The organism is Flexivirga sp., from assembly GCF_051955415.1.
Classification (GTDB): Bacteria; Actinomycetota; Actinomycetes; order Actinomycetales; family Dermatophilaceae; genus Flexivirga.
This window is the reverse complement of the sequence record NZ_JBQCGS010000029.1, coordinates 18,839-42,609: the sequence shown is the minus strand read 5'-3', so window position 1 is coordinate 42,609 and position 23,771 is coordinate 18,839. Positions and strand designations below refer to the sequence as shown.

25 protein-coding genes are annotated in these 23,771 nt (G+C 66.5%); 13 read left to right on the top strand and 12 right to left on the bottom strand.

Annotated elements, in window-relative coordinates:
- Nucleotides 1-54 precede the first annotated feature (54 nt).
- On the bottom strand, nucleotides 55-1,323 hold the full coding sequence (locus ACTHL4_RS04870; protein WP_440281612.1) for an amidohydrolase: 1,269 nt from the start codon (nucleotides 1,321-1,323) through the stop codon (nucleotides 55-57).
- 56 nt (nucleotides 1,324-1,379) lie between these two features.
- The gene (locus tag ACTHL4_RS04865; protein WP_440281611.1) at nucleotides 1,380-2,912 is read right to left on the bottom strand and encodes an AbgT family transporter; all 1,533 of its coding nucleotides are present in this window, start codon (nucleotides 2,910-2,912) and stop codon (nucleotides 1,380-1,382) included.
- A 237-nt stretch (nucleotides 2,913-3,149) separates the two neighbouring features.
- On the opposite strand from ACTHL4_RS04865, the gene ACTHL4_RS04860 reads away from it, so the two are divergent.
- Both ACTHL4_RS04860 and ACTHL4_RS04855 read left to right on the top strand, forming a co-directional pair.
- Nucleotides 3,150-4,136, top strand: a complete 987-nt coding sequence (locus tag ACTHL4_RS04860; RefSeq protein WP_440281610.1) for a D-cysteine desulfhydrase — start codon at nucleotides 3,150-3,152, stop codon at nucleotides 4,134-4,136.
- Nucleotides 4,133-4,798: an aspartate/glutamate racemase family protein gene (locus tag ACTHL4_RS04855; RefSeq protein WP_440281609.1), complete on the top strand. Its 666-nt coding sequence runs from the start codon at nucleotides 4,133-4,135 to the stop codon at nucleotides 4,796-4,798. The genes ACTHL4_RS04860 and ACTHL4_RS04855 overlap by 4 nt, the downstream gene beginning before the upstream one ends.
- Here ACTHL4_RS04855 and ACTHL4_RS04850 read toward each other — a convergent pair.
- Nucleotides 4,782-5,654, bottom strand: a complete 873-nt coding sequence (locus ACTHL4_RS04850) for a LysR family transcriptional regulator (RefSeq protein ID WP_440281608.1) — start codon at nucleotides 5,652-5,654, stop codon at nucleotides 4,782-4,784. The two genes, ACTHL4_RS04855 and ACTHL4_RS04850, sit on opposite strands and share 17 nt — an antisense overlap.
- A 106-nt stretch (nucleotides 5,655-5,760) precedes the next feature.
- Nucleotides 5,761-5,955: a hypothetical protein gene (locus ACTHL4_RS04845; protein ID WP_440281607.1), complete on the bottom strand. Its 195-nt coding sequence runs from the start codon at nucleotides 5,953-5,955 to the stop codon at nucleotides 5,761-5,763.
- A 119-nt stretch (nucleotides 5,956-6,074) separates the two neighbouring features.
- Between ACTHL4_RS04845 and ACTHL4_RS04840 the strand changes: the two genes are divergently transcribed.
- The 4 genes from ACTHL4_RS04840 to ACTHL4_RS04825 all read left to right on the top strand — a co-directional run bounded on the left by ACTHL4_RS04840 (nucleotide 6,075) and on the right by ACTHL4_RS04825 (nucleotide 10,177).
- A complete protein-coding gene (locus ACTHL4_RS04840) occupies nucleotides 6,075-6,671 on the top strand; it encodes an HNH endonuclease (RefSeq protein ID WP_440281606.1) in 597 nt (198 codons plus the stop codon).
- Between the two features lie 389 nt (nucleotides 6,672-7,060).
- Nucleotides 7,061-8,743 (top strand): DNA/RNA helicase domain-containing protein, encoded by a 1,683-nt coding sequence (locus ACTHL4_RS04835; protein ID WP_440281647.1) that lies wholly within the window; start codon nucleotides 7,061-7,063, stop codon nucleotides 8,741-8,743.
- Nucleotides 8,744-8,763: 20 nt separating this feature from the next.
- Nucleotides 8,764-9,048, top strand: a complete 285-nt coding sequence (locus ACTHL4_RS04830) for a hypothetical protein (protein ID WP_440281605.1) — start codon at nucleotides 8,764-8,766, stop codon at nucleotides 9,046-9,048.
- 466 nt (nucleotides 9,049-9,514) lie between these two features.
- Entirely contained in the window at nucleotides 9,515-10,177 is a 663-nt protein-coding gene (locus ACTHL4_RS04825; protein ID WP_440281604.1) for a nuclease-related domain-containing protein, read from the top strand.
- Here the strand turns inward: ACTHL4_RS04825 and ACTHL4_RS04820 are convergent.
- Nucleotides 10,174-10,365, bottom strand: coding sequence for an NrtR DNA-binding winged helix domain-containing protein (locus ACTHL4_RS04820; protein ID WP_440281603.1), 192 nt, complete (start codon nucleotides 10,363-10,365; stop codon nucleotides 10,174-10,176). The genes ACTHL4_RS04825 and ACTHL4_RS04820 overlap by 4 nt on opposite strands.
- Entirely contained in the window at nucleotides 10,362-10,634 is a 273-nt protein-coding gene (locus ACTHL4_RS04815; protein WP_440281602.1) for a hypothetical protein, read from the bottom strand. The genes ACTHL4_RS04820 and ACTHL4_RS04815 overlap by 4 nt, the downstream gene beginning before the upstream one ends.
- Before the next feature lie 7 nt (nucleotides 10,635-10,641).
- Between ACTHL4_RS04815 and ACTHL4_RS04810 the strand changes: the two genes are divergently transcribed.
- Both ACTHL4_RS04810 and ACTHL4_RS04805 read left to right on the top strand, forming a co-directional pair.
- Entirely contained in the window at nucleotides 10,642-11,376 is a 735-nt protein-coding gene (locus tag ACTHL4_RS04810; protein ID WP_440281601.1) for a T3SS (YopN, CesT) and YbjN peptide-binding chaperone 1, read from the top strand.
- A 278-nt stretch (nucleotides 11,377-11,654) separates the two neighbouring features.
- Complete coding sequence (locus ACTHL4_RS04805) at nucleotides 11,655-11,879, top strand: hypothetical protein (protein ID WP_440281600.1); 225 nt, start codon at nucleotides 11,655-11,657, stop codon at nucleotides 11,877-11,879.
- Here the strand turns inward: ACTHL4_RS04805 and ACTHL4_RS04800 are convergent.
- The 5 genes from ACTHL4_RS04800 to ppc form a co-directional block, all read right to left on the bottom strand.
- Nucleotides 11,843-12,859, bottom strand: coding sequence for a glycine betaine ABC transporter substrate-binding protein (locus ACTHL4_RS04800; protein WP_440281599.1), 1,017 nt, complete (start codon nucleotides 12,857-12,859; stop codon nucleotides 11,843-11,845). The genes ACTHL4_RS04805 and ACTHL4_RS04800 overlap by 37 nt on opposite strands.
- Nucleotides 12,859-13,671, bottom strand: coding sequence for an ABC transporter permease (locus ACTHL4_RS04795; protein ID WP_440281598.1), 813 nt, complete (start codon nucleotides 13,669-13,671; stop codon nucleotides 12,859-12,861). Before ACTHL4_RS04795 ends, ACTHL4_RS04800 begins: the two co-directional genes overlap by 1 nt.
- Entirely contained in the window at nucleotides 13,671-14,927 is a 1,257-nt protein-coding gene (locus ACTHL4_RS04790; protein WP_440281597.1) for an ATP-binding cassette domain-containing protein, read from the bottom strand. The genes ACTHL4_RS04795 and ACTHL4_RS04790 overlap by 1 nt, the downstream gene beginning before the upstream one ends.
- The gene (locus tag ACTHL4_RS04785; protein WP_440281596.1) at nucleotides 14,927-15,568 is read right to left on the bottom strand and encodes an ABC transporter permease; all 642 of its coding nucleotides are present in this window, start codon (nucleotides 15,566-15,568) and stop codon (nucleotides 14,927-14,929) included. The genes ACTHL4_RS04790 and ACTHL4_RS04785 overlap by 1 nt, the downstream gene beginning before the upstream one ends.
- A gap of 449 nt (nucleotides 15,569-16,017) precedes the next feature.
- On the bottom strand, nucleotides 16,018-18,801 hold the full coding sequence (gene ppc / locus ACTHL4_RS04780) for a phosphoenolpyruvate carboxylase (RefSeq protein ID WP_440281595.1): 2,784 nt from the start codon (nucleotides 18,799-18,801) through the stop codon (nucleotides 16,018-16,020).
- Between the two features lie 141 nt (nucleotides 18,802-18,942).
- On the opposite strand from ppc, the gene ACTHL4_RS04775 reads away from it, so the two are divergent.
- From ACTHL4_RS04775 to ACTHL4_RS04755, 5 genes are all read left to right on the top strand, one after another.
- On the top strand, nucleotides 18,943-19,260 hold the full coding sequence (locus ACTHL4_RS04775) for a hypothetical protein (RefSeq protein ID WP_440281594.1): 318 nt from the start codon (nucleotides 18,943-18,945) through the stop codon (nucleotides 19,258-19,260).
- On the top strand, nucleotides 19,257-19,565 hold the full coding sequence (locus ACTHL4_RS04770) for a DUF4031 domain-containing protein (RefSeq protein ID WP_440281593.1): 309 nt from the start codon (nucleotides 19,257-19,259) through the stop codon (nucleotides 19,563-19,565). Before ACTHL4_RS04775 ends, ACTHL4_RS04770 begins: the two co-directional genes overlap by 4 nt.
- A 57-nt stretch (nucleotides 19,566-19,622) precedes the next feature.
- A complete protein-coding gene (locus ACTHL4_RS04765) occupies nucleotides 19,623-20,087 on the top strand; it encodes an SRPBCC family protein (protein ID WP_440281592.1) in 465 nt (154 codons plus the stop codon).
- Nucleotides 20,088-20,106: 19 nt separating this feature from the next.
- A complete protein-coding gene (locus ACTHL4_RS04760; RefSeq protein ID WP_440281591.1) occupies nucleotides 20,107-20,523 on the top strand; it encodes an HIT family protein in 417 nt (138 codons plus the stop codon).
- Between the two features lie 175 nt (nucleotides 20,524-20,698).
- Nucleotides 20,699-21,547, top strand: a complete 849-nt coding sequence (locus tag ACTHL4_RS04755) for a universal stress protein (RefSeq protein WP_440281590.1) — start codon at nucleotides 20,699-20,701, stop codon at nucleotides 21,545-21,547.
- 8 nt (nucleotides 21,548-21,555) lie between these two features.
- On the opposite strand, the gene ACTHL4_RS04750 is transcribed toward ACTHL4_RS04755, so the two are convergent.
- A complete protein-coding gene (locus ACTHL4_RS04750) occupies nucleotides 21,556-23,688 on the bottom strand; it encodes a S9 family peptidase (protein WP_440281589.1) in 2,133 nt (710 codons plus the stop codon).
- Nucleotides 23,689-23,771 lie beyond the last annotated feature (83 nt).

Here is a 23,771-nt window from a genome sequence, read left to right as displayed (position 1 = left end):
ATGAACTGGAAGTGCCGATCCTGGGATAACACGCATCAGGAAGTTATCGCCTCGCTACAGCAGCGCCTGGTCCCCAGCGGTGCGCAGCAGCTTCTCGAGCAGGGCGACGCCAAGGTCGAGCGAACTTTCCTCGATGTCGAACCGCGGACTGTGATGCGGATGCCGATTGCCCGCGCCGATCTGGATGTAGTCCGCGACGCCGCCACGCTCGGTCACCCGCCGCATGAACAGGCTCGCGTCGTCGGTGCCGGACATCTTCCCGAGCACCTCCGTCGTCGCACCGAGCGACGCGGCGATCTGCGAAACTCGCTCTGCCAGAGCGTGATCCGAAGCCATTGTCGGACACCCACCCGTTTCGATGACCTCTGCCCCACAGTCGAACGCCGCGGCGGAGTTCTCGATTGAGCGCACGATGCGCTGACACAGATCCGCCATGACCGCGTCGTCGACGGCCCGGCCCTCCGCGGTCAGCTCTGCCCACGACGGGATGATGTTGACGCTCTCGCCACCGTGCAGCGTGCCGACGTTCACCCGCGTGTCGGCGGTCGAAAAGCGGGGCTGCGCCAGGACTGCGAGGGTGGCGGCCGCGGCAGCAGCCAATGCATTGCGACCCTCCTGCGGAGAGGCCGCAGCATGCGCGGCCGCACCCGCAAAACGAGCACGCAGCTTCGTCGTCGCGAACGAACCGGAGGACCCACCGACGACGTGCCCGGTGGGCAGATCCAGACCTAGATGTATGGCGAGCATGTGGTCGATCTCGTCGACCACGCCGGTGCCGATCATGCTGCGGGCGCCGCGCCCACCCTCTTCCGCCGGTTGGAAGATGATCCGCAAGCTGCCCGGGAACATCGGATCCTGCACGAGCCGCTCCGCCAGTTTCAGGCCGATCGCGGCATGTCCGTCATGCCCGCACGCGTGCATCACGTCACTCACCGACGATACGAAGCCGTTCCCCGCCGGGAAGTGATCCGGTTCGGTCGACTCCTGGATCGGCAGTGCGTCGATGTCCACCCGTAGACCCCACCGAGGACCGGGCCGGTCCCCCGGCAGGTCGGCGATCACGGCCGTGCCGGACTGTCGGATGCGGGTGGTCCACCCCGCATCCGCTCCCGTCCGGACGGCGAAGTCCGCCGCCGCCTCGAGAGCGATCTCTGTCGGGTAGTCGACGACGCCCGAGGTGTCGATGACTGCGTCGCCGGTCTGCGGCTCGATCCCGATCGCCTCCAGCGTCTGTGCGATCCGCGCAGCGGTCCGAATCTCGCAGAACGCCGGCTCGGGGTGCTGGTGGAATTCTCGGCGCAGCGCAATGATGTCCACATTCATGATGTGCTTTCGTCCTCTTCGTTGGTCATCGTTTCATTGAGTTACTGGCTGCCGTGCTATCCGCCCAGGAAAATGGATGTCCCGGGACCCGTCGGTATTCGTGCGAAATAGAAGATGGCGAGAGTCGCCGTCCAGATGACCGCTACCGGCAGGACGAAAAGCATCATGCGGCTGAAGATCATCCCCAGGGTGAAGCGCGGATCCCATCGTTTGGCCTGTTCGTGAAGCACATACACATAGGGGTTGACCGGCGAAATTCCGTGACTGAGGCAATCGCCGACACGGTAGGTCGCCTGCGCCACCGCGGGCTCGAGCCCGAGGCGGGTGTAGATCGGCACCAGGATCGGCGACAGCACGGCCCACAGCGATGAGCCAGAGGTGATCAGCAGCGCCAGGAGGGCGCAGAAGACGATGGTGATGACGATGACGCCGAAGCCGCCGATGTGCATCGATCGCAGCGAGTTCACGGCGTGCAATGAGATCCAGGTGCCCACATTGCTCCAACCGAACATCGCCAGGAACTGCCCGGCCGAGACGGCAATGAGGATGTACGTCGCCATACTCCGCAGCGCGTCGGCCATCATCGTCACCAGGTCCTCCGGCCGCGTCACCGTCCCGACGACTACGCCGTAGACGGCGCCCACCACGAAGAATGCCAGGGCAAGGATCGGGACGATGCCGGTGAAGAACGGTGACACGATCAGATCCCCGTTCTTGCCCTGCAGGGGCCCGCCCGGGACCAGCCAGGCCGCCAGGATCACCGCGAGCACGACGGCGAGCGCGACCAGTGCTGCCGTCAACGCCTTCCGCTCACGCTGCGAGAGTCCGGCCGACAATTCGGCGGCGTCCCCCGCAGCATCCGGATCGAACTTCGGCAAGCTCGGCTCGAGCCAACGCACCAGCACGAAGGTGGTCGCGATCGGGATGACCAGCCCGGACGCGGCTTGGAACCAGTAGTTCATGAGCACGGACGTGTTGGCGTTAATACCGTGCGGTACGGCGCTGGCCGTGAGCGTGGAGAGGTTCGCGTCCAGCGCTCCGATCAGGACGCCGGACGCGTAGCCCGTCATCGTGCCGCCGAAGCTGCCGAGCAACCCAGCGAGCGGGTGACGGCCCGCGGCACGGAACACCAGCGCCGCCAGCGGGGGCAAGACGATGACCGACGCATCCCCCATCACGTGGCCCTGACCGGCGACGAACATCACGGCGAAGGGCACCAGCTTCGCCGGCACGTGCGCGAGGAAGGCCACAACGGCGGCCTTGAGGAAGCCGGTGCGTTCGGCAACGCCCACACCGAGTAGCACGGTGAGCACCACACCGAGCGGCGGGAATCCGATGAAGTTGGCGACGAAGGTGCTCAGCAGATGTTGCAAGCCCGCGATGGAAAGGATGTTGTTGACCGCGACCGTCTTGTCGGTGCCTGGCGTGGTCACTGTCGTGTGCGTGGCCGCGAGGATCGCGCTCACGATGCCGGTGGCGATCAGGAGATACCAGAAAAGCCAGAAGGCACTGGGAACCTTGTTACCAACGCGTTCTACGGCCCGGAATGCTGGGCCGGGTTCAGTGGTGTGGGTTTCTGTTGCGGTCACTGATTCTCCACTCGAAATCGGCTGTCGCGGCCAAGGGAAATGTGAAGCGAGCGCGATTTACGGTCAATTGATCGCTCGCAGTGAAGCTATTCGACGCGTCACTCTAAGTTGACGGAAATCCGACCGTCAACGGTTTCCCGACTGTTAATGGCCGGTATGCGTGAGACGCATGAGCGGTGCTCAGGACGCATTGGACAGCAAGTACGTGAGTCCACTATTGATAGCTGCGTGGTACAGATGACGCGATTCGCTCGCACCCAACTCGGACATTTCCCTACTCCGCTGGAGCCGCTGTCGCGGCTGACCGGCCTGTTGCGTGAGCAGCATGGTCAGGTCCCTGACCTATGGATCAAGCGCGACGACTGCACGGGCCTGGCGACCGGTGGCAACAAAACCCGCAAGCTGGAGTTCTTGGTCGGCGACGCGTTGGCGCAGGGCGCTGACACGCTGATCACCCAGGGTGCAACGCAGTCGAATCACGCCCGGCAAACCGCGGCCGCGGCGGCCGCGGCCGACATGGATTGCAAGATCCTGCTGGAGCAACGCCAGGTCCGTGACGAGGAGTACGAAAACTCCGGCAACGTTCTGTTGGATGAGTTGCTAGGCGCCCAGATCGTGCGCCGGCTGCCGGCCGGCACGAACATGCAGGCTGCGATGGAGGAGCTGGCCGACGAGCTACGCGCCGACGGCAAGCACCCCTACGTCATACCGGGTGGTGGTTCGAACCCGATCGGCGCCCTGGGCTATGTCGATTGCGCTCCCGAGCTCGATGCGGCGCCGGTTGCTGTCGACTGGGTCGTCCACGGGACCGGAAGCGCCGGCACGCAGGCAGGCCTGGTTGCGGGCCTGGCGACCGTCCGGAGCCGGGCCAAGGTGCTCGGCGTCAGCGTCCGCCAGCCCGAAACCAAGCAGGTTGATGCGGTCTTCGGCCTTGCCGAACGCACCGCGGAGCTCATCGGTGGCACCGTGCGCCGGGACGACGTGCTCGTCGACGATCGCTGGGTCGGTGGCGGGTATGGCGTACCGACCGATGAAATGGTGTCCGCCATACGGCTGCTGGCCTCGACCGAGGGAATCCTGCTGGATCCGGTCTATTCCGGAAAGGGCTTCGCCGGGCTGCTGGGCAACATCGCCGACGGCAAGTTCGCCGCGACCGACACCGTGGTCTTCCTGCACACGGGCGGCAGTGCGGGGTTGTTCGGCTACCGGTCGACATTCCAATGACCGAGCCGCTCGTCGGAATCCTGGGCGGTATGGGCCCGGCGGCCACCGCGGCGTTCTACGCGAAGCTGGTCGCCCGGACGCCGGCCATCCGCGACCAGGACCACCTGCGGGTGGCCATCTGGGCGGACCCGACAGTGCCCGATCGGGTCGCCGCTCTGCTGGACGGCAGCACCGATCCCTATCCGCTGATGCTCGCCGGAGCGCGACACCTGCAGTCGCTGGGGGTGACGATCGCGGCGATGCCGTGCCACACCGCGCACGCGTTCCTGCCCCGGCTGATCGCCGACACCGGGCTGCCGTTCGTCGACATGGTCGCGGAGACCGCTCGCGTGCTGCGGCAGCGCGACGCACGACGGGTGGCGCTGCTCGGGACGCGCGGCACGCTGGCCTGCGGGATCTATCAGGAACGACTGCAAGACTTCGACCTCGCGATCCCCGATGAGCAGGCGCAGCAATCGGTCGATGAGGCCATCGCAGCGGTCAAGCGGGGAGCCCCGGCGGAGGGTGCGCGGCACCTGTCCGCGGCGCTTCCGGATGTACCGTTGACCGTGCTGGCGTGCACGGAGCTGCCGCTCGCGGCCGACCGGCTGACCGGCTCGCCGGGCGAATTGTTGGATCCGACGGACCTGCTGGCGGACGCACTGATCACGGAGTGCCGCTGAGCTCGCCTGCGGTCCGCCATACGGCGTCGACCGCGGGCGATGCGGCGCCGCCTCGTAGCCGATAGAGCCGGATCTCCAGCTCAGCCGTCAGCGACGCGTCGCCGATTTGCGAAACACCTTGCCCTGCAAGCGATTCCGGTAGCCAACCGACGCCAAACCCGGTGGTCACCATGGCCGCCAGGGTAGCGGTCAGGTCGCTCTGCATGACCGGTTCGAGATGCAATGTGGGCGTAGCCACCACGATGCGCTCGGTAACCCGGCCGAGGAACGACCCGACGCCGTGGGTGACGGTCGGCACCGGCGCAGCGGCTGTCCCCGGCAGATCAAACGTCGCGTCAATCGCCCGGTATGGCGCCAGCTCGTCACGACCGACGACAAGCCACTCGGCATCCGGACCGAGCATGCTGACCGGTGTGCCTCGGTCGGCGTAGGCCAACAACAGGTCGCAGCCGCCATGCAGCAACGCGTCGTAGCCGTTCAGGGTGTTCGTCGGCAGCAGCACCACCGGTCCCCCGTCGCACTTCGTCCACCATGGCGCGAAGAAGGTCGTCGCCAGTGTATGCGTGGCGAGCACACGCACGGCGTTGCGCGGCGACCGTTGACGCCCGCGGAACTCCTCCCGCAGCGCGGTCAACTCACCCACCGTCTTCATCGCACCGGCGCGCACCGAGACACCCGCCGCAGTCAACGCCACCGGGAACGTCGACCGGTCGACGAGTTCCTCGCCGAACCACAGCTCAAGCGCGCGAATCCGCCGGCTGAACGCCGGCTGGCTGATGTGCTGCGCGTCCGCGGCCCGGGTGAAGCTCTGGTGTTCCACCAGCGCCAGGAAGCTCTCGAGCCAGGCAACATCCACAACCGAAGTCTAGGAGCGGACCTGCCGCGGGGCCGAGCACTTGGCGAGAAGGCGCACGCCACCACAGGTAACGAATCGCGTAGCCCCACCACTGCCATGGCAAGCTTCATTCACGTTGTCCCCCGCTGACGATCTCGGGTTGCGCACTGCGGCGCTCGATTGGTTGCGTGTGCGCACCAACGACGGTCTTGGTGCGCTGACGTCGGACGAGATCGGCGAGTTCGCGTTCCAGGGCGAACGGTTCAGGCTGATGGACGCCCAGCGCGGCATTCGCCCGCGATTCTGTCGTCGGCTCTGTCAATCCGCACCACCTATCGTCCCGGGGGGCTCGCGCGTTCGTATGACGACGACCTCGGCCCCGATGGGCTCGTCCGATACAAGTGGCGTGGACAATATCCTGATCACGCTAAGAACCGGGCGTTGCGCGAAGCCATGCGGCAGGGCGTGCCGCTGATCTGGTTCTGGGGCGTCGGAACCTCCATCTACAAGCCCATCTTCCCGATCTACCAGATCAACGACGATGCTGAGCTGCAGCAATTCGTCGTGGCTACGGACGGCTTGCAGCACCTGCAGGCGACCGGGTCGAAAGTCGAGGAGGTGATGCGTCGTTATCTGCGCGCCGAAACCACCCGCAGACCCCACCAGCCGGTGTTCCGCAGCATGATCATGCGGGCCTACAACACGCGGTGTGCTGTCTGCGAGCTCAAGCACAGTGTGCTGCTCGACGCTTCGCATATCGTGGAGGACAAGCATGAGTCCGGCGTCGCCGCAGTCCCAAATGGCCTGGCCTTGCGCAAGATCCATCATGCCGCGTATGACGCTGGGATCCTCGGTGTCTCATTTCGCTTGGTGGTCGAGATCCGCGACGACATGCATCACGAAGTCGACGGACCGCTCCTCGAGCACGGGCTCAACGGACTACATCGACAGCCACTTCGCGTCATACCGTCACGGCGTTCGGAACACCCGGATCCTGAGTTGCTGGAGCTCCACTACTCGCGGTTCCGCGCGTCTTGACCCTCAGCGATGAATCTCGATGTTCCAGCAACGGGACAACCCCGACCTCTGAATCCGGCAACCTCGGGACACGCAGTTGGAAGTGGGGGCCTCGTCCCTGGCGGCCGATAGAGTCGATGAAGTAATCGCGGCCCGACGGGCTTCCGCCGCAGGACATGCCCCCAACCCGCACGAGTCATTCGTGCTGCCTGGGGACACCTGCCTTGACGCTTTACCGGACATCCGCCGATGGATTTTCTGCAATCGAGCACCGCTTCGTGGAACTGCTCACCGAACACATGAAAGCGGCGACGGGCCGACGACCGAGTCCATCCGAAGCGAACTCGTGGGGGCGGAGCATCCCGGCCCTTCGCGCTGACCTCTTGTCGGCCGGGCTCGGCAGCGTGGAGATGTTGATCGAGCACCAGTTGCCGCTCACCAGTAAACGAGCGGATGTCGTTCTCGTCGGCGAGAATCCGCGGAGCGGCGGACCGTCATACGTGGTCGTCGAGCTGAAGCAGTGGAGCGAGGCAACGACCTACGAGGACGACCTCAACCTCGTGACTGTTCCTGCGTACGGACGGCCGGTGACGCACCCTGTGCTCCAGGTCCGTGACTACTGCGACTACCTCGTCGACTTCACCGTCGCACTGGCGGACCGCAGCCATGCGGTCGCCGGCGCGGCATACCTGCACAACGCCACGAGCACCGGGGTCAGCGACCTCCAGCGACTCCCTGGCGACCAGCGCGGACGAATGTTCACTGGCGACCGGCGTGGGGAGTTTGTGGACTACCACAAGAGCCGGCTTGCGCCCGGCCGGCCGGGCGCGTCATACGCCGACGAGCTGTTGCACAGCCGCATCGCACCGTCTCGCCAACTACTGACGGTCGCGGCCGAGGAGGTGCAGAAGCGAGAGATGTTCGTCCTTCTCGACGAGCAGCGCGATGCCTACAACTTCGTGCTGCACTCGGTCGAGCGTGCCCGACGCGCGAACTGCAAGTCGGCCGTCGTCGTCACGGGAGGTCCCGGCAGCGGCAAGAGCGTGATCGCGCTATCGCTGATGGGTGAACTGATGCGGCAAGGTCGAGCAGCGATGCACGCGACGGGTTCGCGCTCGTTCACGCTGACGTTGCGCAAGGTCGCGGGCAAGCGTTCGCCTCGGGTCCAGAAAATGTTCAAGTACTTCAACTCATTCATGGATGCCGAACCGAACGATCTCGATGTGCTCATCCTCGACGAAGCCCACCGGGTGCGAGAGACGTCGGTCAACCGGTGGACGAAGTCCGCACTGCGCACTGGACGGCCCCAGTTGGACGAACTGTTCTCTGCCGCAAGGGTTCCCGTCTTCCTGTTGGACGAGAATCAGGTTGTGCGCCCTGGCGAACAAGGGACGGTCGAGGATATCGAGAAGTACGCCGCAGAGCACGGCATCGATGTGCAACGAATCAGTTTGGACGACCAGTTCCGATGTGGTGGTTCAGAGGCCTACGTCGAGTGGGTGCAGCGGCTGCTCGGGTTGCACCGAGGCGGTCCTGTCCCCTGGGAGGGTGACCCACGCTTCGATGTGGAGGTCGTCGACTCACCGTTCGAGCTTGAGCACATCATGGAGCAGCAACGGGCCGAGGGATTCGGGGCCCGGATCACCGCCGGCTACTGCTGGAAGTGGAGCGATCCGAACAAAGACGGCACGCTGGTCAACGATGTCGTGCTCGGCGACTGGTCGAAGCCATGGAACCTCAAGGGCGAGCGATCGGTTGGAGGTGCGCCGGCCGCGGCGTTCTGGGCCAGTGACCCGGCCGGATTCGGGCAGGTCGGCTGTGTGTACACGGCTCAGGGCTTCGAGTACGACTACGCCGGTGTCATCATCGGCCGTGACCTGGTGTGGCGACGTGACCGGTGGGTTGCTGATCGCACCGAGAACAAGGATCCAGACTTCCGCAACGCGAAGACCGTCGGCGATGACCGCTTCGACGAGTTGGTCCGCAACGTCTACAAGGTTCTGCTCACCCGGGGCATGCAGGGTGTTGCCATCTACTCCGCCGATCGCGAGACGCGGCAGTTCCTCAAGACACTCGTCGAGCGAACGAGGTAGGCGCCCTGCAACATGCGTGTGTGACCGAAGAATGGACAACCGTCCCACCCGCACGGAAACTCGATGGCGAAGAGCCGCTCGATGGTGTGAATGTGAGGGTCATCGACTTTTGGCGCTTCGCGATGTCAGACCTGCGGATGAACAACGTTCGTGGCGATCTCGCAGAATTTCTCGTCGCGCGCGCCGTCGGCGCAACGGGTCCTCGCGTTGGGTGGGATGCATACGACGTCCTAGCTCCGGACGGCACGCGCATCGAGGTGAAGCATCCGCATACCTGCAGGTCTGGGAGCAACGACGCCCCTTGAACATCTCGTTCTCAGGTCTTCGAGGCCGTACGTGGTCACCACGAGAGGGCGAGTCTGCCGACGCGACATACAACGCTGACGTCTTCGTGTTCGTGGTCCAGACGGCGCGAGCGCACGATGGTCGAAGGACTCGGACAGCGATCTCTTGGTCTGGGAGCACTGCAGCGCCTGGCGGGCGACGGTCTCCCTCACTCGGAACTCGCAAGCGCTGCGCGAGCGACAGCCGCAACTCAGCGAGATGGTGAGCGCTGAAGGGCGGCGGACGGAGTCTAGGAGAGCACCACGCGCCGACCGGCGGTCTTCCCAGCAACTCTAATCCGCGACAATGAGTCACAAGTGGACCATGTCCACCTCGCCTGCCTGGACCTCTGCGTAGGTGAATAGCGGCGGGCGTCGTGACGGCGACTTCCTCGAACGGGGTCAAGAGAAGGCTGCATCCATATCGGCGAAGGCGTAGCGTCTCGTCATGCAGCATCGGGATCCTTCAGATTGCGGTCAGGCAGACGTCGCCGGCCGGTCCGCGCGCCGCGAGTTCGAGCGAAGGCGGCAGCTACGGCGCGAGCGCGTTGCCTCTCGCGGCCGAGTTGCACGGGTATCAGCTGCAGTCACCCCTGAACCGCAGAGCACGAAGGCCTGGGACCAGGGCGCGAAGGGTGAAGAACTGGTCGGCGCGCGGCTGGACCGGCTGCGCGAGCACGGTGTCGGCATACTGCACGATCGCCGGATCCCACGGCGCGGCAACATCGACCATCTAGCCGTCACCCCTGCCGGAGTCTGGGTCATCGACACCAAGCGTTACCAAGGCCGTCCACAACTCAAGGTGGAAGGCGGGTTGTTCCGACCACGGACCGAGCGCCTGGTGGTCGCCGGACGAGACCGGGACAAGCTCGTCCTCAGCGTTGAAACCCAGGCTGCCCGGGTACGAGAGGTGCTCGGCGACGTCCCAGTCACCGGTGCTCTCTGCTTCGTCAACGCCGACTGGCCGCTCATCGGCGGATCGTTCGTCACGCGAGACATCCACGTGCTGCCGCCGCGGGCGTTGGTGAGGACCCTGGCCCGATGCTCGGCTGGCGCGGTAAATGTAGCGGATACCGTGCGCCTCCTCGACCGCCACTTCCGTCCTGCCTAACGCGTGATGGGCGGGTTCAGTGAACTCGCCGAGCCCGCCCAAAACAGTGCCGCCGGGCGGCCACGGCCGCGTCGTACCTCGCCGGTCGGCTCCACGAAGCCGTCGGTGCCGGTCACCTTGCGATAGAAGCTTGCAGGATCGAGCGTGGCGCCCCACACCGCTTCGTAGACGGCCCGCACCTCGCTCACCGCGAACTTCTAGTTGAGGAAACTCGTTGCGAGCGCGGCGCGGAATACTCAGGATTCGAGAGAGCGCGCTCGACTCCGTCTTCCAGTATCTGCGCGTGATCGAACGCGAGCCGGCGATGCAGCGCCTGATCCACCGGCACCGAGAATGCGTCCTCGGCGTCGGTGCCAAAGACCGAGTCCGGCAGGTTCGCCGCGAGCGCGAGGTGCGCGACCGAGACGTCACCGATCGGTCCGTGGGAGCTGTTCGAGCGACGCCTGTCGGCATACATCTCGACGATGTTCGACGCGGACGACAGCCTGCAGCTCTACATACCGCGATTCGCCGAGGTCGACCCGTGGGTGATCGACATCCACACCGTGCCGGAAGACCAAGTGATCCGCATCGACTACACGTGGGACGAGGTCTACCTCCGAGCTGACGACCCGGCCGACACCATCCACCGGATGCGCACCGTGCTCGAGGGTGGACGTTTCCGGATCTCCCATCCCCAGTTGCTCACCGTCTCCGCCGACGGTCCGGCTGCGGCCGGAGTCGGGATCCTCGGGCTCGGAGTTCGGGGCACCGTGCCCTCGCTCGACGACGAGGCTGTCCCGTCACTGGTCACCAGCAACCGCGATCAGCTGCTGGGCGCGCTGCTGGCCCACGCCCGCACCGCGTTCGACGACGAGATCGAGCTCGACGAGGACGAGGATCTCCCGCTCTTCATCAACGGAGTGCGCCTGTGGGCCGGTGTCCCCACATCGAAGCCGTCGATCATGCTCTTCACCCGCGTCGTCGACAACGTGCACTCGCGGCGGCAGGCATGCGTCGATGTCAACGTGCTCAACCGGAGCAATCTGTGGTCTCGTTGGGTGGTCCGGGACCACTCCGTCTGGCAGCACTTGTCGATCCCGTCGTTCATCTTCCAGCCTGACGTGTTCGACGAGATGCTGCAGCTCTTCACGTCCGACTATCGGTCCACCCAGCTCGACCTCGCGGATCGGCTCGGTGGGCAGCCGGCGTCCGGATGAGACTGACGGCTCCAGCAGAGAAACAGGAACGATGGCGAACATCTTCGTTCTTGACATAGATGATGACCCAGCGCGTGTAGCTCGTGGCGCAGCAGTTCGCTGCGCGACAGCCTCCACGACGAAGTCACGCGAGGCGCCTCGCGCACGATCGCCTGCTCCGCTCGCCCAGCAGATCGTAGGAGCCGTCGCCGACCCGCACCTGCTGCCCGTGAGAGGCCCTTCGAGACGCCGCTCGTGCCTCGCGGCTCCTCAAGGCACTCGATCTCGATACGTCGCTCGTGCCTCGCGACTACTCGATCAGCGTGCTCGTGTCTCGCGACTACTCGATCAGCGTGCTCGTGTCTCGCGACTACTCGATCAGCGTGCTCGTGTCTCGCGACTACTCGATCAGCGTGCTCGTGCCTCGCGACTACTCGATCAGCGTGGTCGTGCGCTCCTCCGGCACTCGACCGGCGCGCTGCGTGGACTACTTGATGAAGTGTTCCTTCTTCAGCCAGTCGTAGGCGACGTCGGCCGGTTCCTTACCGTCGACGTCGACCTTGGCATTGAGCCGCAGCAGCACGTCGTTGGTGAGCTTCTTGCTCACCGGCGCAAAGATTTTCGCGATCTGCGGGTACTTCTTCATCGTCTTCTCCTGCACCACGAAGGAGACGTTGTACTTCGGGAAGAAGTTGCGGTCGTCCTCCAACACCTTCAGGTGCAGCGCCACGATGCGGCCGTCGGTGGTGAAGACCTCCCCGAAGTTGCACTTGCCGTGCGCCGTCGCGTCATAGATCGCGCCCGTCTGATACACGCGCAGATTCTTGCGCGGGACACCGCTGCCCAGCGGCACGTCATACTTCTTCAGCATGCCTTTCAGACCGTCCGGGCGGTTGATCAGCTCCGACTCGACGCAGAACGTGCGCTGCGACTTCGGCACCCTGGCCAGCTGCGACAGTTTGGTGATGTGGAACTTCTGCTGCACCTTCTGGGTCACCGCGAAGCCGTAGGTGTTGTTCATCGGCGCCGGCGGCAACCACACCAGCTGGTTCTTCTTCAGGTCCTCGTCGCGCACCGCGACATACTGCTTGTGCTCGTCCGGGATCGGCTTCTCGTGCTGCAGGTAGGTGATCCAGCCGGTGCCGGTGTATTCCCACATGCCGTCGATCTGCCCGTCCAGCATCGCCTGTCGCGCGGACGCCGAGCCGGGGATGTTGGTCAGGTCGGTGACTTTCGCACCGGCCGACTTCAGCAGGATGATCGCCATCTTGCCCAGCAGGATGTTCTCGGTGAAGTTCTTCGAGCCGATCGAAAGCGACGCACCGCCAAGCGATTTCGTCTGTGCCAACGACCCGGCCAGCTCCGCCGACGGCACGTAGCCGCCCGCCGTCGCCAGCCCGAGGCAGCCGGTGGTCGTCATCGCCACCACCGCCGCACCCGCGACGGCCGCCAGCGTCCTGCGGCGCCCCGCCCGAGATCGTGTATGGCGCAAGGTCATTCGCATCAGATCCCCTTCGGACGGACCAGCAGCTCCAGCACCCGGCCGAACCACTCCACCAGCAGCGCCAGCAACGCGATCAGCACTGCACCGGCAACCATCACCGGATAGCGGTAGAGCGTGATGCCGGCGGTGATCACGCCGCCCAATCCGCCGGCGTTCACGAACGTCGCCAGGGCGGCCGTGCCGACCACCAGCACCAGCGAGGTGCGGATGCCGGCCATGATGACCGGCAGGGCCAGCGGCAACTCCACCCGGAAGAGCACCGCACCCATCGAAAGTCCCACTCCCCGACCGGCTTCCACCAGCGTCGGGTCCACGCCCTGCAATCCGGTGATCGTGTTGCGCAGCACCGGCAGCACGCCATACAACGTGAGCGCGGCAATGGCGACCCAGAAGCCGGTCCAGCTCGACAACCAGATGAACAGCAGCACGATCAGACCGATCGACGGCGCCGCCTGGCCGGCGTTGGCCACCCCGACGACCACCGGAGCCAGCACCTTCAGGCCGGGCCTGGTGAGCGCAATGCCCAGCGGCACCGCGATCGCCACCACGATGGCCGACGCGACGATGGTCAACTTGACGTGCTGCCACAACTCCAGCCGTACCTCGCGCCAGGCAAGGGAACTCGACTCGACGTAGTCCAGCGACGCGGTCTGCCGCCACCACACGTAGAGCAGGAAGCCGACGATCACCAGCACCGGGATGGCGAAGAGCTCGATCGCCATCCCGCGGCTCATCCGGCCGCGCCGGTGGCTGCCGGTGGCCGGTTCGACCTCGGCCGTCTCGGTCTCGGGGGTGCTGGTGTCGATGCTCATCACGCCTGTCCCTGCTCGAGCTCCTCGTCGGTCGGCGCGATCGAGATGCGCTCGGCCGGGTGCTCGTCCGTGCCGCCGGCCGAAGGAGCAGTCTCGGCCTCGGCCTCCCGCTGCATCGCCTCGATGAAGTCGGTGACCGTCCGGAAGTCGACCACACCGAGGTAGGCGTCGCGGTCGCCGGTCACCAGGGCGCCGCCGTGCCCGCTGACCAGCATGGTGTCCAGCGCGTCGTTCAGCGTCGCCCGCGTGTCCAGGGTGACCGGGTCTTTGTCGGGATCGACGATCGTCGCGCCGGTCAGCTGCCGCAGCCACGGCCAGCCGCGCGGCCGGTTGCGGCTGTCGAGCACGATGACCGCGTTGTCCCCGTTGGCCTCGGCACGCCTGCGCACCTGCGCGGTGTCCTCCCCGATGGTCGCCGTCGTCGGCATACGCAGCTCGAGATCCGAAACCCGTGCCAGGCTCAGGCGTTTCAGCGACGACCCAGCACCGACGAAGTCCTGGGCGAAGTCGTTCGCCGGGGTGCTCAGGACCACCTCCGGGGTGTCGTACTGCGCGATGTGCGCGCCCTCCTGCAGGATCAGCACCCGGTCGCCCAGCTTGATCGCCTCGTCGATGTCATGGGTCACGCAGACGATCGTCTTGCGCAGTTCGCGCTGGATCGACAGCAACTCGTCCTGCAGCCGCTGCCGGGTCATCGGGTCGACCGCACCGAACGGCTCGTCCATCAGGATCACCGGCGGGTCCGCGGCCAACCCGCGCGCCACACCGACACGCTGCTGCTGACCGCCGGACAGTTCGCGCGGGTAACGGCTGCGGTACTTGGCCGGGTCCAGGCCGACCAGATCCAGCAGCTCGTCGACACGTTCCTTGATCCGGGCGGAGTCCCAGCCGAGCAGCTTCGGCACCAGCGAGATGTTCTTGGCGACCGACATGTGCGGGAAGAGACTGCCTCCCTGGATCACATAGCCGATGGTGCGGCGCAGCTCGTCGACCTTCTTGCCGCGGATGTCCTCGCCGCCGATGCTGATCGTCCCCGATGACGGCTCGATCAACCGGTTGATCATCTTTAAGGTGGTGGTCTTGCCACACCCCGACGGCCCGACGAACATGACGATCTCGCCGGCCGGCACCGTCAGGCTGATGTTGTCGACCGCCGGAGCCTTCTGGCCGCGGTAGATCTTCGTCACGCCGTCCAGCCGGATCTCGGCGCCGCTGACCTGCTCGCTGCTGGCCGTGGTGGTCTCCAGAGCTGTCATCAGACTCGCACTCCCTTTGAGGTGGTGAGCCGCCCGAGGAGGAGCAGCAGGACGTCGAGGATGAGCGCCAGCACGACGATCCCGATCGTCGCGGACAGCGCGTAGTTGAGGGCGTTCTTGCCGCCGACCTGCGCCAGGCCGGTGAAGATCCAGCCACCGAGGCCGGGTCCGAGGACGTATGCCGCAATGGCGGCGACACCCATGCACATCTGCAGCGACACGCGGATCCCGCTGAGGATCACCGGCCAGGCCAACGGAATCCTGATGCGCAGCAAGGTCATCGGTTCACTCATGCCCATGCCGCGAGCGGACTCGATCAGCGTCGCGTCGACCCCCTGCAGACCGACCACCGCGTTGCGCAGGATCGGCAGCACGGCATAGAACGTGACCGCGACCAGGGCCGTGGCGGAGCCGAGGCCCGTGATCGGCAGCAACAAGCCGATCAGCGCCAGCGACGGGATGGTCAAACCGATCGCACTCACCGCGTTGGCCACCGGCTCCAGCTTCGGCAGCCGCGTCACGAGCACCGCGAGCGCCACCGCGATCACCGTCGCGAAGATGACGGCCAGGATCACCAGATAGGCGTGATTCCACGCATTGATGAGGAACTGGGCACGGCGGTCTGCCAGGAAGTCCCACACGGCTTGCCTCCCGACGGGTCCTGAGCGAAGCGTGTGACGCACTCCGCAGTTGTTTGATCCGTCAATAACTCAAGCACACCGCCAGTCAGCTGCCAAACAGCAAACTCGTTCCCGCGGCACAGTTTTCGATTTTGTATGCCGCATGGAGCGCCTCGGGAGCACGAGCCATGTGCCGCCTTTGGCGTTGTGCGTCAACGCTTCTCGGCGGCTTCGTCCGAGACTCGCAACGCCGTGAAACCGCGTCCGGTATCGGATTGGTCACGATCTGGCGGGGATTCGCGTGTCGGTCGATCCGGCCGCGGGTCGAGGCCGCATCCAGACCACTCCGCGTGAGAATGGGCCTTGATCTCGATACACCTCCTCCGCTGCGCTCCCCCGGCACTCGATCAGCGAGCCGGCGCTCCCCCGGCACTCGATCAGCGAGCCGGCGATCGATCGACGTGGGCCGGTCAGCCGGAGTTGCGCAGCGCCGTGGCCAGGCCGTTCATGGTGAGCAGGATGCCGCGTTGCACCTGCGGGTCGTCGTCGCCGTTGCGGTAACGGCGCAGCAATTCCACCTGCAGGTGGTTCAGCGGTTCCAGGTACGGGAAGCGGTTGAAGACGGAGCGCTTGAGGTTCGCGTTGTCCCACAACAGGTCCTCGTGACCGGTGACCCGGGCGAACATCTGCAGCGTCCGCCGGTGTTCGTCGACGATCTTGGAGAAGACCCGTTCGCGCAGCGCTTCGTCCTCGACGAGCCGTGAATACCGTTCAGCGATGCCGAGATCCGACTTGGCCATCACCTGGGCGAGGTTGGACATCACCGTCTGGAAGAACGGCCAGCGCTCGTAGTAGCCGCGCAGCGTGGCCAGCCGTGACTCGTCGTCGCCGACCCACTTCTCCAGCGCGCTACCGGTGCCGTACCACCCCGGCAGCATCACCCGCGACAACGACCAGGACATCACCCACGGGATCGCCCGCAGGTCGCTGATCTTCGTGGTCGCCCGACGCGAGGACGGACGGGACCCGATGTTCATCGCCCCGATCTCGGCCACCGGGGTCGAGGTCGTGAAGTACTCCACGAATCCTTCGGTGCGGTGCACCAGGTCGGCATACGCATCCTTGGCGAGGGCGGCGATCTCGTCGAGCGCGGCATAGGCGTCCGCGGTATCGTCACCCAGGCCCTCGACGTCCAGCAGCGACGCCTCGATGGTGGCCGCCAGCAGCGTCTCCAAGTTGCGGGTCGCGAGCGGCGGCTCGGCATACTTCGCCGCGATGATCTCGCCCTGCTCGGTCAGCCGCAACGAGCCACGCACCGCACCCGGCGGCTGCGCCAGGATCGCCTCGTAACTGGGGCCGCCACCGCGACCGACCGTGCCGCCGCGACCGTGGAAGAGCCGCAACCGGATGCCGGTCTCCCTCGCCGCCTCCACCAGGTCGAGCTCGGCGCGGTAGAGCGCCCAGTTGGCCGCGAGGTAGCCCCCGTCCTTGTTGGAGTCGCTGTAGCCGAGCATCACCTCCTGCAGGCCGTCCTTGGAGTCCACCAGTTGCCGATAGACCGGCACCTCGAGCACCGCCCGCATCGTGGCCGCCGAAAGCTGAAGATCCTCAATGGTTTCGAAGAGCGGCACGATGTTGACCGAGCAGGTCGCGCCGGCGCCGCCGACGCCTGGATCCAGCAGACCTGCCTCCTTCAGCAGCACCGCGGTCTCCAGCATGTCCGACACCGAGGTGCACATGCTGATCACGTGGTTGGGCACCGCCTCGGTCCCGAACGTGCGCACCGCGCGAGCCGCGGCAGCCGTGATCGCCAACTCCTTGGTGGTCTGCTCGCCGAACTCCGCACCCGCACCGATCAGCGGGCGCCGGTTGGTCAATTCCGCCGTGAGCAGCTCGACCCGCGCGTCCTCGTCGAGCGACAGGTAGTCCGAGTGCACGCCCGCCCAGGCGAAGACCTCCGCGATGGTCTCCTCGTTGATCCCGGAATCCTGCCGCAGATCGAGTCCGTAGAGGTGGAATCCGAAAGTCCGCACCGCTTCGCGCAATCCGAGTAACCGGTCGTCGGCGATCAACGCGCCGGAGCCGCTGCGCAATGCCGCGTCGATGACGTCCAGATCGGCAGACAGCTCCGCCGCCGTGGTGTATGGCGCGGCGCCCGACACCTCCACCGCCGCCTCGAACCAGCCGCCGAAGAACGCGCTGTGGGTGGCCGACAACCGTCCGCGGATCCAGCCGATCACCTGCCGGAACGGTTCGTCCGAACGCTGGTCGGTGGTGTTGTGCGCGGCGAGCTCGAGCAGCTCCGGTGTCGTGGGCGTCATTCGGATGGAGAAGGAGAACTCGTCCTCCAGTGTCTCCAGTTGCCGCAGATAGTGCTGCAACGCGGTCTGCGAAGCACGCCCGGTCGCAGTCGCGACGACCTCCGCGGTCACGTTCGGGTTGCCGTCGCGATCACCACCGATCCACGAACCCGCCCGAAGCACAGGTTCTTTCGCGAGATCGGCCGAGGGGTAGCGCGCCCCGAGTTCTTCGCGCACACGAGCGTTGAGCTGCGGCATCACCTCCAACAGCGAGGCCTCGAACCACCGCAGGCCGACCTCGATCTCATCGGTGATGTCGACGCGCTGCAACCGGACCAGTGCGGTCTGCCACAACGTGATGATCTGCAGCCGGATGACCCGCTCTCCCGCCGCCAGTGCGGCCGGGGTGAGATTGCCGTGCTCCCGTTGCCGCATGACGTCCTTGATGCGCGACTGGGTCTGGAAGACCGTGCGGCGGCGCGTCTCGGTCGGGTGTGCCGTGATCACGGGCACCACCGTGGCGCCACCGAGGGCGTCGCCGACGGTGGCCTCGTCCAGCTGGGCGGCATCCAGCTTCGCGAAGGTCGCCGCGAGCGAACCGTCCACCGGCGGCTCCCCGGCATCCACGTGCAGTGCCCGGCGCCGCTCCCGGTGCAGGTCCTCGGCCAGGTTGGCCAGCAGCGCGAAGAGGCTGAAGGCACGCACGATCTTCATCGCGCGCTTGGTCGGCAGGCCGTCGAAGATGGCCGCGAACTCCTCGCGGTGCTCCTCGCGACGTCGCACCGCGAACGCCCGCGTTCGTGCTTCCTCGACCAGCGCGAGGACCTCCTCGCCCTCCTGGTCGCGGATCACCTCCCCGAGGATCCCGCCGAGCAGGCGAATGTCCTCACGTAACGGCTCGGAAGCCGCGCGTCCCTGCTCGGTGACGTCGAAAGCCAGCATGTGATCGAACATGGCCCCCAGCATGGCGCCTCCGCGCCCATCATGTGGTCGTTCGTCTCGCGACGTGAGCAAACTCGCATCGCGACGTCGCCCCTCTGCGCTCCACCGGCGACACGGCACACCGGCGATCGCCGAGCGGCTAGCCTCGAGTCGATGACCTCCGATGCCGCCATCACGGTGACTGTCGCCCCGCACTGGGTGAACAGTCTTTTCCTGCGTCCCGCGGCGCGGCCGGTCGTGCAGCTCGACGGCGACGATCACGTTGTCCGGTGGGGCAAGGCAGTCACGCTCACTGTGCCCGCCGGCCCGCACCGGATCCGTGCGTTCTTCCGCTACCGCGGTACACAGACCGCGCTCGGGTCGACGCAGCGCGACATCGACGTCACCTCCGGGGACGCCTGGCACCTCGTCGCCACGCACGGCTGGACCAACGGGTCGGGCCTCAGCTTCACCAGGGTCGACCGCACGTGACCGTGCTCATCGACCCACCCAGCTGGCCGGCGCACGGCACGCTCTGGTCGCACCTGGTCAGCGATGCGTCGTACGACGAACTCCACGCATTCGCAGGGACGCTCGGCATACCTCGTCGACTTTTCGATCACGACCACTACGACCTGCCCGAGGACCGGTATGCCGCAGCAGTCGCCGCCGGCGCGACCGAGGTCACCGGGTCCCAGTTGATCCGCGCGCTGATCTCCAGCGGGTTGCGGGTGCGCGAGCGGGACCGGCACGAGGACACGCACTCGGACACACACGTGCACGGGCATGGGCACTGAATCGGCGCGGTGGGTTGGTAGGTTCGACGGAACGCCCTCGGAGCAGCAAGGATTCGCATGTCAGCAAACCTCGAGGTCTCCATCGAGATCAGCGCCACCCCGATGCAGGTGTGGAACGTCGCGTCCGACCTATCCCGGATGCCGCGGTGGAGCCCGCAGACCCGCCGCGTCATCGTCCGCGGCGGACCGCTTCGGCTGGGCAGCAGGATGATCAACCTCAACCGGCGCGACGTGCGGGTCTGGGCCACCCGCAGCACCGTCGTCGCCTTCGAACCGGGCAAACGGATCGCCTGGGAGATGAAGGAGAATCACGCGACCTGGAGCTTCGACCTCGAGCCGCTGGACGACAACACGCGGATCCGGCTCATCGAGCGCCGGGACGTCTCAGCCGGCATCAGCAAGGCGTCCCGGCTGCTGATCGACACGTTCCTGGGCGGCGAGGACAGCTTCGAGCGCGAACTCACCACCGGCATGCGGCAGACGCTGCAGCGCATCCGCAACGACGTCGAACTCGCTTCGTAACACGGGGATTCCACACACCATGAGCACCTGCGTCTTCTGTCAGATCGCGGCCGGTGAGGCGAGCGCGCACGTGGTCGCGCGCACCGAGCACACGGTCGCCTTCCTCGACAACCGGCCGGTCTTCAAGGGGCACGTCCTCGTCATACCCACTGACCACGTGGTGACGCTGCCGGAGCTGCCGGACACCGTGCTCACGCCGTTCTTCGCGGAGGTCCGCCGCATCGCGGCCGTCATACCCGACGTGCTGGATGCGCAGGGCACCTTCGTCGCCATGAACAACAAGGTGTCCCAGAGCGTCGCCCACCTGCACTGCCACGTGGTGCCGCGCACCAAGGGTGACGGGCTGCGCGGCTTCTTCTGGCCGCGGGTGCGGTATGCCGAGGGTGAGCAGGCCGACTATGCGGCGCGGCTGCGCGGAGCCCTCTCCCAGGTGTGACCGTCCGCAGCCGGCAGTACCCCGGCATTACCGTGCCGCCGATCAGATCGTTACCAGCGTCCGCACAGGGTTAGTGCTTAACTTGAGAGAGGCGGGGGCGCGCCCCGCGACGACGGTCGACCGTCACGGCGACCGCCGCCCAAGGTCGACTCGGAGGTCAACCATGGAAGGCTCAGTGCAACCCGGAAGCGTCGTCGTAGGGATCGACACCTCCACCTCTTCGATCACCGCCCTGGACTGGGCGGCGGACTATGCCCACTCGACGCACTCGCCCATCCACCTCGTGCACGGCTTCAGTCACGACCGGCCGGATCTGATCTTCAATATGGGGGCCGAGCCGGAGAAGCTGTATGCCGCCGGCGAACGTGTGCTGACCCGCGGTCGCAACCGAGTCCTGTTGAAGGACGCGCGAATCCCGATCACCACCTCGCACCCGGACGGTTACCCGGCCGCGGCTCTGGTGCGCGCCAGCACCCACGCGAAGCTGGTCGTGCTCGGCTCGCACGGCGACAGCATGCTGCACATCTCCTCGCTCGGGGAGACAGCGCATCAAGTGGCAGCCCATGCCAAGTGCCCGGTGGCGGTCATCCGCAAGGAGTCGGAGGCGGCATACGGCCGCATCACCGCCGGCGTCGACCGTTCACCGCACAGCCGCAAGGCGCTGGCCTGGGCCTTCACCGAGGCCGAGCGCACCCACGCCGACCTGCACGTGCTGCACGTCTGGCAGCCGGACGACGCCAAGGATCCGGGCCTCGGCAGCGCCGACTGGAAGTCCTACATGGCCAGCGCGCGATCGCAGATCGAGGCGTCCGTCGGCGGACAGCAGGAGCTGCACCCGGGGGTGAAGGTGCTCACCGAGCTCGTCGACGGCAACCCGACGCGCGCGCTGGTCGACAAGTCGCACGAGAGCGACCTGGTCGTCGTGGGTGCACGCGGGATCGGCGGCTTCGAGGGACTCACCCTCGGACGTGTGGCGGTCGACCTGCTGTCGCACGCCACGTCGCCGGTCCTCATCATGCACTGACGAGGGCGCTAACTCGTGCTGGTCGTCCCGGACCCGCTGAGTTCGGTCGCGCCCAGCCGGTCCAGCAGGAACGCGAAGCCGAACGACGCCTGCTCCCAGCTGTCGTAGCGACCGCTCCGGCCGCCGTGCCCGGCCACGAGTTCGGTCTTGAGCAGGATCGGCCGCGCCGGGTCGGCCTCCACGGTGGCGCGCAGCTGCTGCACCCACTTGGCCGGCTCGACGTAGAAGACCCGGGTGTCGTTGAGGCTGGTCGTGGCCAGGATCGCCGGATAGCGCGTCGCGCGGATGTTCTCGTAGGGCGTGTAGGACTTCATGTACGCATACACCTGCGTGTCCGCGATGGGGTTGCCCCACTCCTCCCACTCGCCCGCCGTCAGCGGGAGCGACGGATCGAGGATGGTGGTCAGCGCATCGACGAACGGCACGTCGGCGTGCACGGCGGCATACAGCTCCGGCGCGAGGTTGACGACGGCGCCCATCAGCAACCCACCGGCCGAAGCGCCTTCTGCCGCAAGGCGATCTGGGTGCACCCAGCCGAGGTCGATCAGCGCGCGGGACGCCGCGACGAAGTCGGTGAAGGTGTTGCGCTTGGCCAACAACTTGCCGTCGTCATACCAGCTGCGGCCGAGTTCGCCACCGCCGCGGATGTGCGCGACCGCGTAGACGACACCGCGGTCCAGCAGGGACAGCCGTGCCGCGGAGAAGTAGGGGTCGACGGACACCTCGTAGGAGCCGTAACCGTAGATGTACCCGGGGTTGCTCCCGTCGGCGGCGACATCTCGGCGCCGAACCAGCGACACCGGGATCCGGGCGCCGTCCTGCGCGGTGACCCACAGACGTTCCTCGACATACAGCTGCGGTTCGAAGCCGGGCACGTCGCGCTGTTTGAGCAGCGTGAGGTCGCCGCTGGTGGCTGCGTAGTCGAGCACGCTGCTGGGGGTGAGCCACGACGTGAGCGCCAACTGCACTGTGTCCGTGACGTATTCGGGGTTGTTGCCCAGCGCGAGCGAATGCAGCTGCGGCTCCACCGGTATGGCGCGTGGCTCGGCCAGGATGCCGTCGAACGCCTTGGGCAGCAGCCGCAGGGTGCGCAGCCCGTCGTGCCGCATCGAGACGATCACGAAGCCGGCGAACGCGTCGACGCCGAGGATCCGGTCACCGTCCGCACCGGTCATGACGGTGCGCCAGTGGTCGCGCCCGGGCGTCGCGATCGGAGCCTCGGCCAGGTCGAAATCGACGCGGTCGGCGTTGTGCACGACGAGGATCCGGTCGCCGTCGACCTCGACGTCGTAGTCGAGACCCGGCACCCGCGGCTGCACGACACGCACCGGTCCGGTCGGATCGGTCAGGTCGAGCAGATGCGCTTCCGTCGTGGTGCTGGAGCCGATCATCACGATCAACCAGCGCTCGTCGCGGGACTCCCCGATCATCAGCGAGAACTGCTCGTCGTCCTCGCGCAGCACGAGCACGTCCTGGTCCGCCGGCGTGCCCAGCTCGTGGCGCCATACCTCGTGGGCGCGCCAGGCATCGTCCCGCCGGGTGTAGAACAGGTGACGGCCGTCGATCGACCAGACCACCCCGTTGCCGATCTGCCGGACGTCGTCGTCGATCACCGACCCGGTGGCCGCTTCGCGCACCGACAGGTCATACAGCTCGCCGCCGGTCACGTCCAGCCCGACGGCCACCCGGGTGCCGTCATGACTCACCGCCAGGTCGGACAACTCGAAGAAGTCGTGCCCGGCCGCCTCCGCGTTGCCATCCAGCAGCACCTGCTCCCCGGGCAGCGGCTGCCCCGGCTGCGGGTCGGGGCGGTCCGCGCTCGCGACATACGGCACGCGCACGTGGACGGCATACTGCTCGCCCTCGATGGTCCGCGTGAAATACCACCAGTCCCCCATCCGCACCGGCACCGACAGATCGGTCTCGCGGGTGTGCGCCTTGATCTCCCCGAAGATGGTGTCCGCCAACGGCTTCAAGCGGTCGGTGACGGCTGCGGTGTAGGCGTTCTCGGCCTCCAGATGGGCGATCACCTCGGGCGACTCCTTGTCACGCAACCACTCGAAGTCGTCGACGAACGTGTCGCCGTGAAAGCTACGAGTGGTGGGCTGGCGGCGTGCCTGCGGCGGCTGCGGAGAAGTCACCGCCTCAGCCTACGAGTGCGTTCCGGAACGTCGGCAGCGGTCTCGATCGGTCGTGCACCCATCCGGGCCGATCCGCCCACCGA

What these genes read in the sequence shown, in the direction of transcription:
- ppc (WP_440281595.1), bottom strand. Translation starts at nt 18,801, where the DNA reads ATGTTCGATCACATGCTGGCTTTCGACGTCACCGAGCAGGGACGCGCG.
- ACTHL4_RS04870 (WP_440281612.1), bottom strand. Translation starts at nt 1,323, where the DNA reads ATGAATGTGGACATCATTGCGCTGCGCCGAGAATTCCACCAGCACCCC.
- ACTHL4_RS04855 (WP_440281609.1), top strand. Translation starts at nt 4,133, where the DNA reads ATGACCGAGCCGCTCGTCGGAATCCTGGGCGGTATGGGCCCGGCGGCC.
- ACTHL4_RS04825 (WP_440281604.1), top strand. Translation starts at nt 9,515, where the DNA reads ATGCAGCATCGGGATCCTTCAGATTGCGGTCAGGCAGACGTCGCCGGC.
- ACTHL4_RS04760 (WP_440281591.1), top strand. Translation starts at nt 20,107, where the DNA reads ATGAGCACCTGCGTCTTCTGTCAGATCGCGGCCGGTGAGGCGAGCGCG.
- ACTHL4_RS04835 (WP_440281647.1), top strand. Translation starts at nt 7,061, where the DNA reads ATGTTGATCGAGCACCAGTTGCCGCTCACCAGTAAACGAGCGGATGTC.
- ACTHL4_RS04775 (WP_440281594.1), top strand. Translation starts at nt 18,943, where the DNA reads ATGACCTCCGATGCCGCCATCACGGTGACTGTCGCCCCGCACTGGGTG.
- ACTHL4_RS04765 (WP_440281592.1), top strand. Translation starts at nt 19,623, where the DNA reads ATGTCAGCAAACCTCGAGGTCTCCATCGAGATCAGCGCCACCCCGATG.
- ACTHL4_RS04790 (WP_440281597.1), bottom strand. Translation starts at nt 14,927, where the DNA reads ATGACAGCTCTGGAGACCACCACGGCCAGCAGCGAGCAGGTCAGCGGC.
- ACTHL4_RS04810 (WP_440281601.1), top strand. Translation starts at nt 10,642, where the DNA reads ATGTTCGACGCGGACGACAGCCTGCAGCTCTACATACCGCGATTCGCC.
- ACTHL4_RS04860 (WP_440281610.1), top strand. Translation starts at nt 3,150, where the DNA reads ATGACGCGATTCGCTCGCACCCAACTCGGACATTTCCCTACTCCGCTG.
- ACTHL4_RS04795 (WP_440281598.1), bottom strand. Translation starts at nt 13,671, where the DNA reads ATGAGCATCGACACCAGCACCCCCGAGACCGAGACGGCCGAGGTCGAA.
- ACTHL4_RS04815 (WP_440281602.1), bottom strand. Translation starts at nt 10,634, where the DNA reads ATGTATGCCGACAGGCGTCGCTCGAACAGCTCCCACGGACCGATCGGT.
- ACTHL4_RS04800 (WP_440281599.1), bottom strand. Translation starts at nt 12,859, where the DNA reads ATGCGAATGACCTTGCGCCATACACGATCTCGGGCGGGGCGCCGCAGG.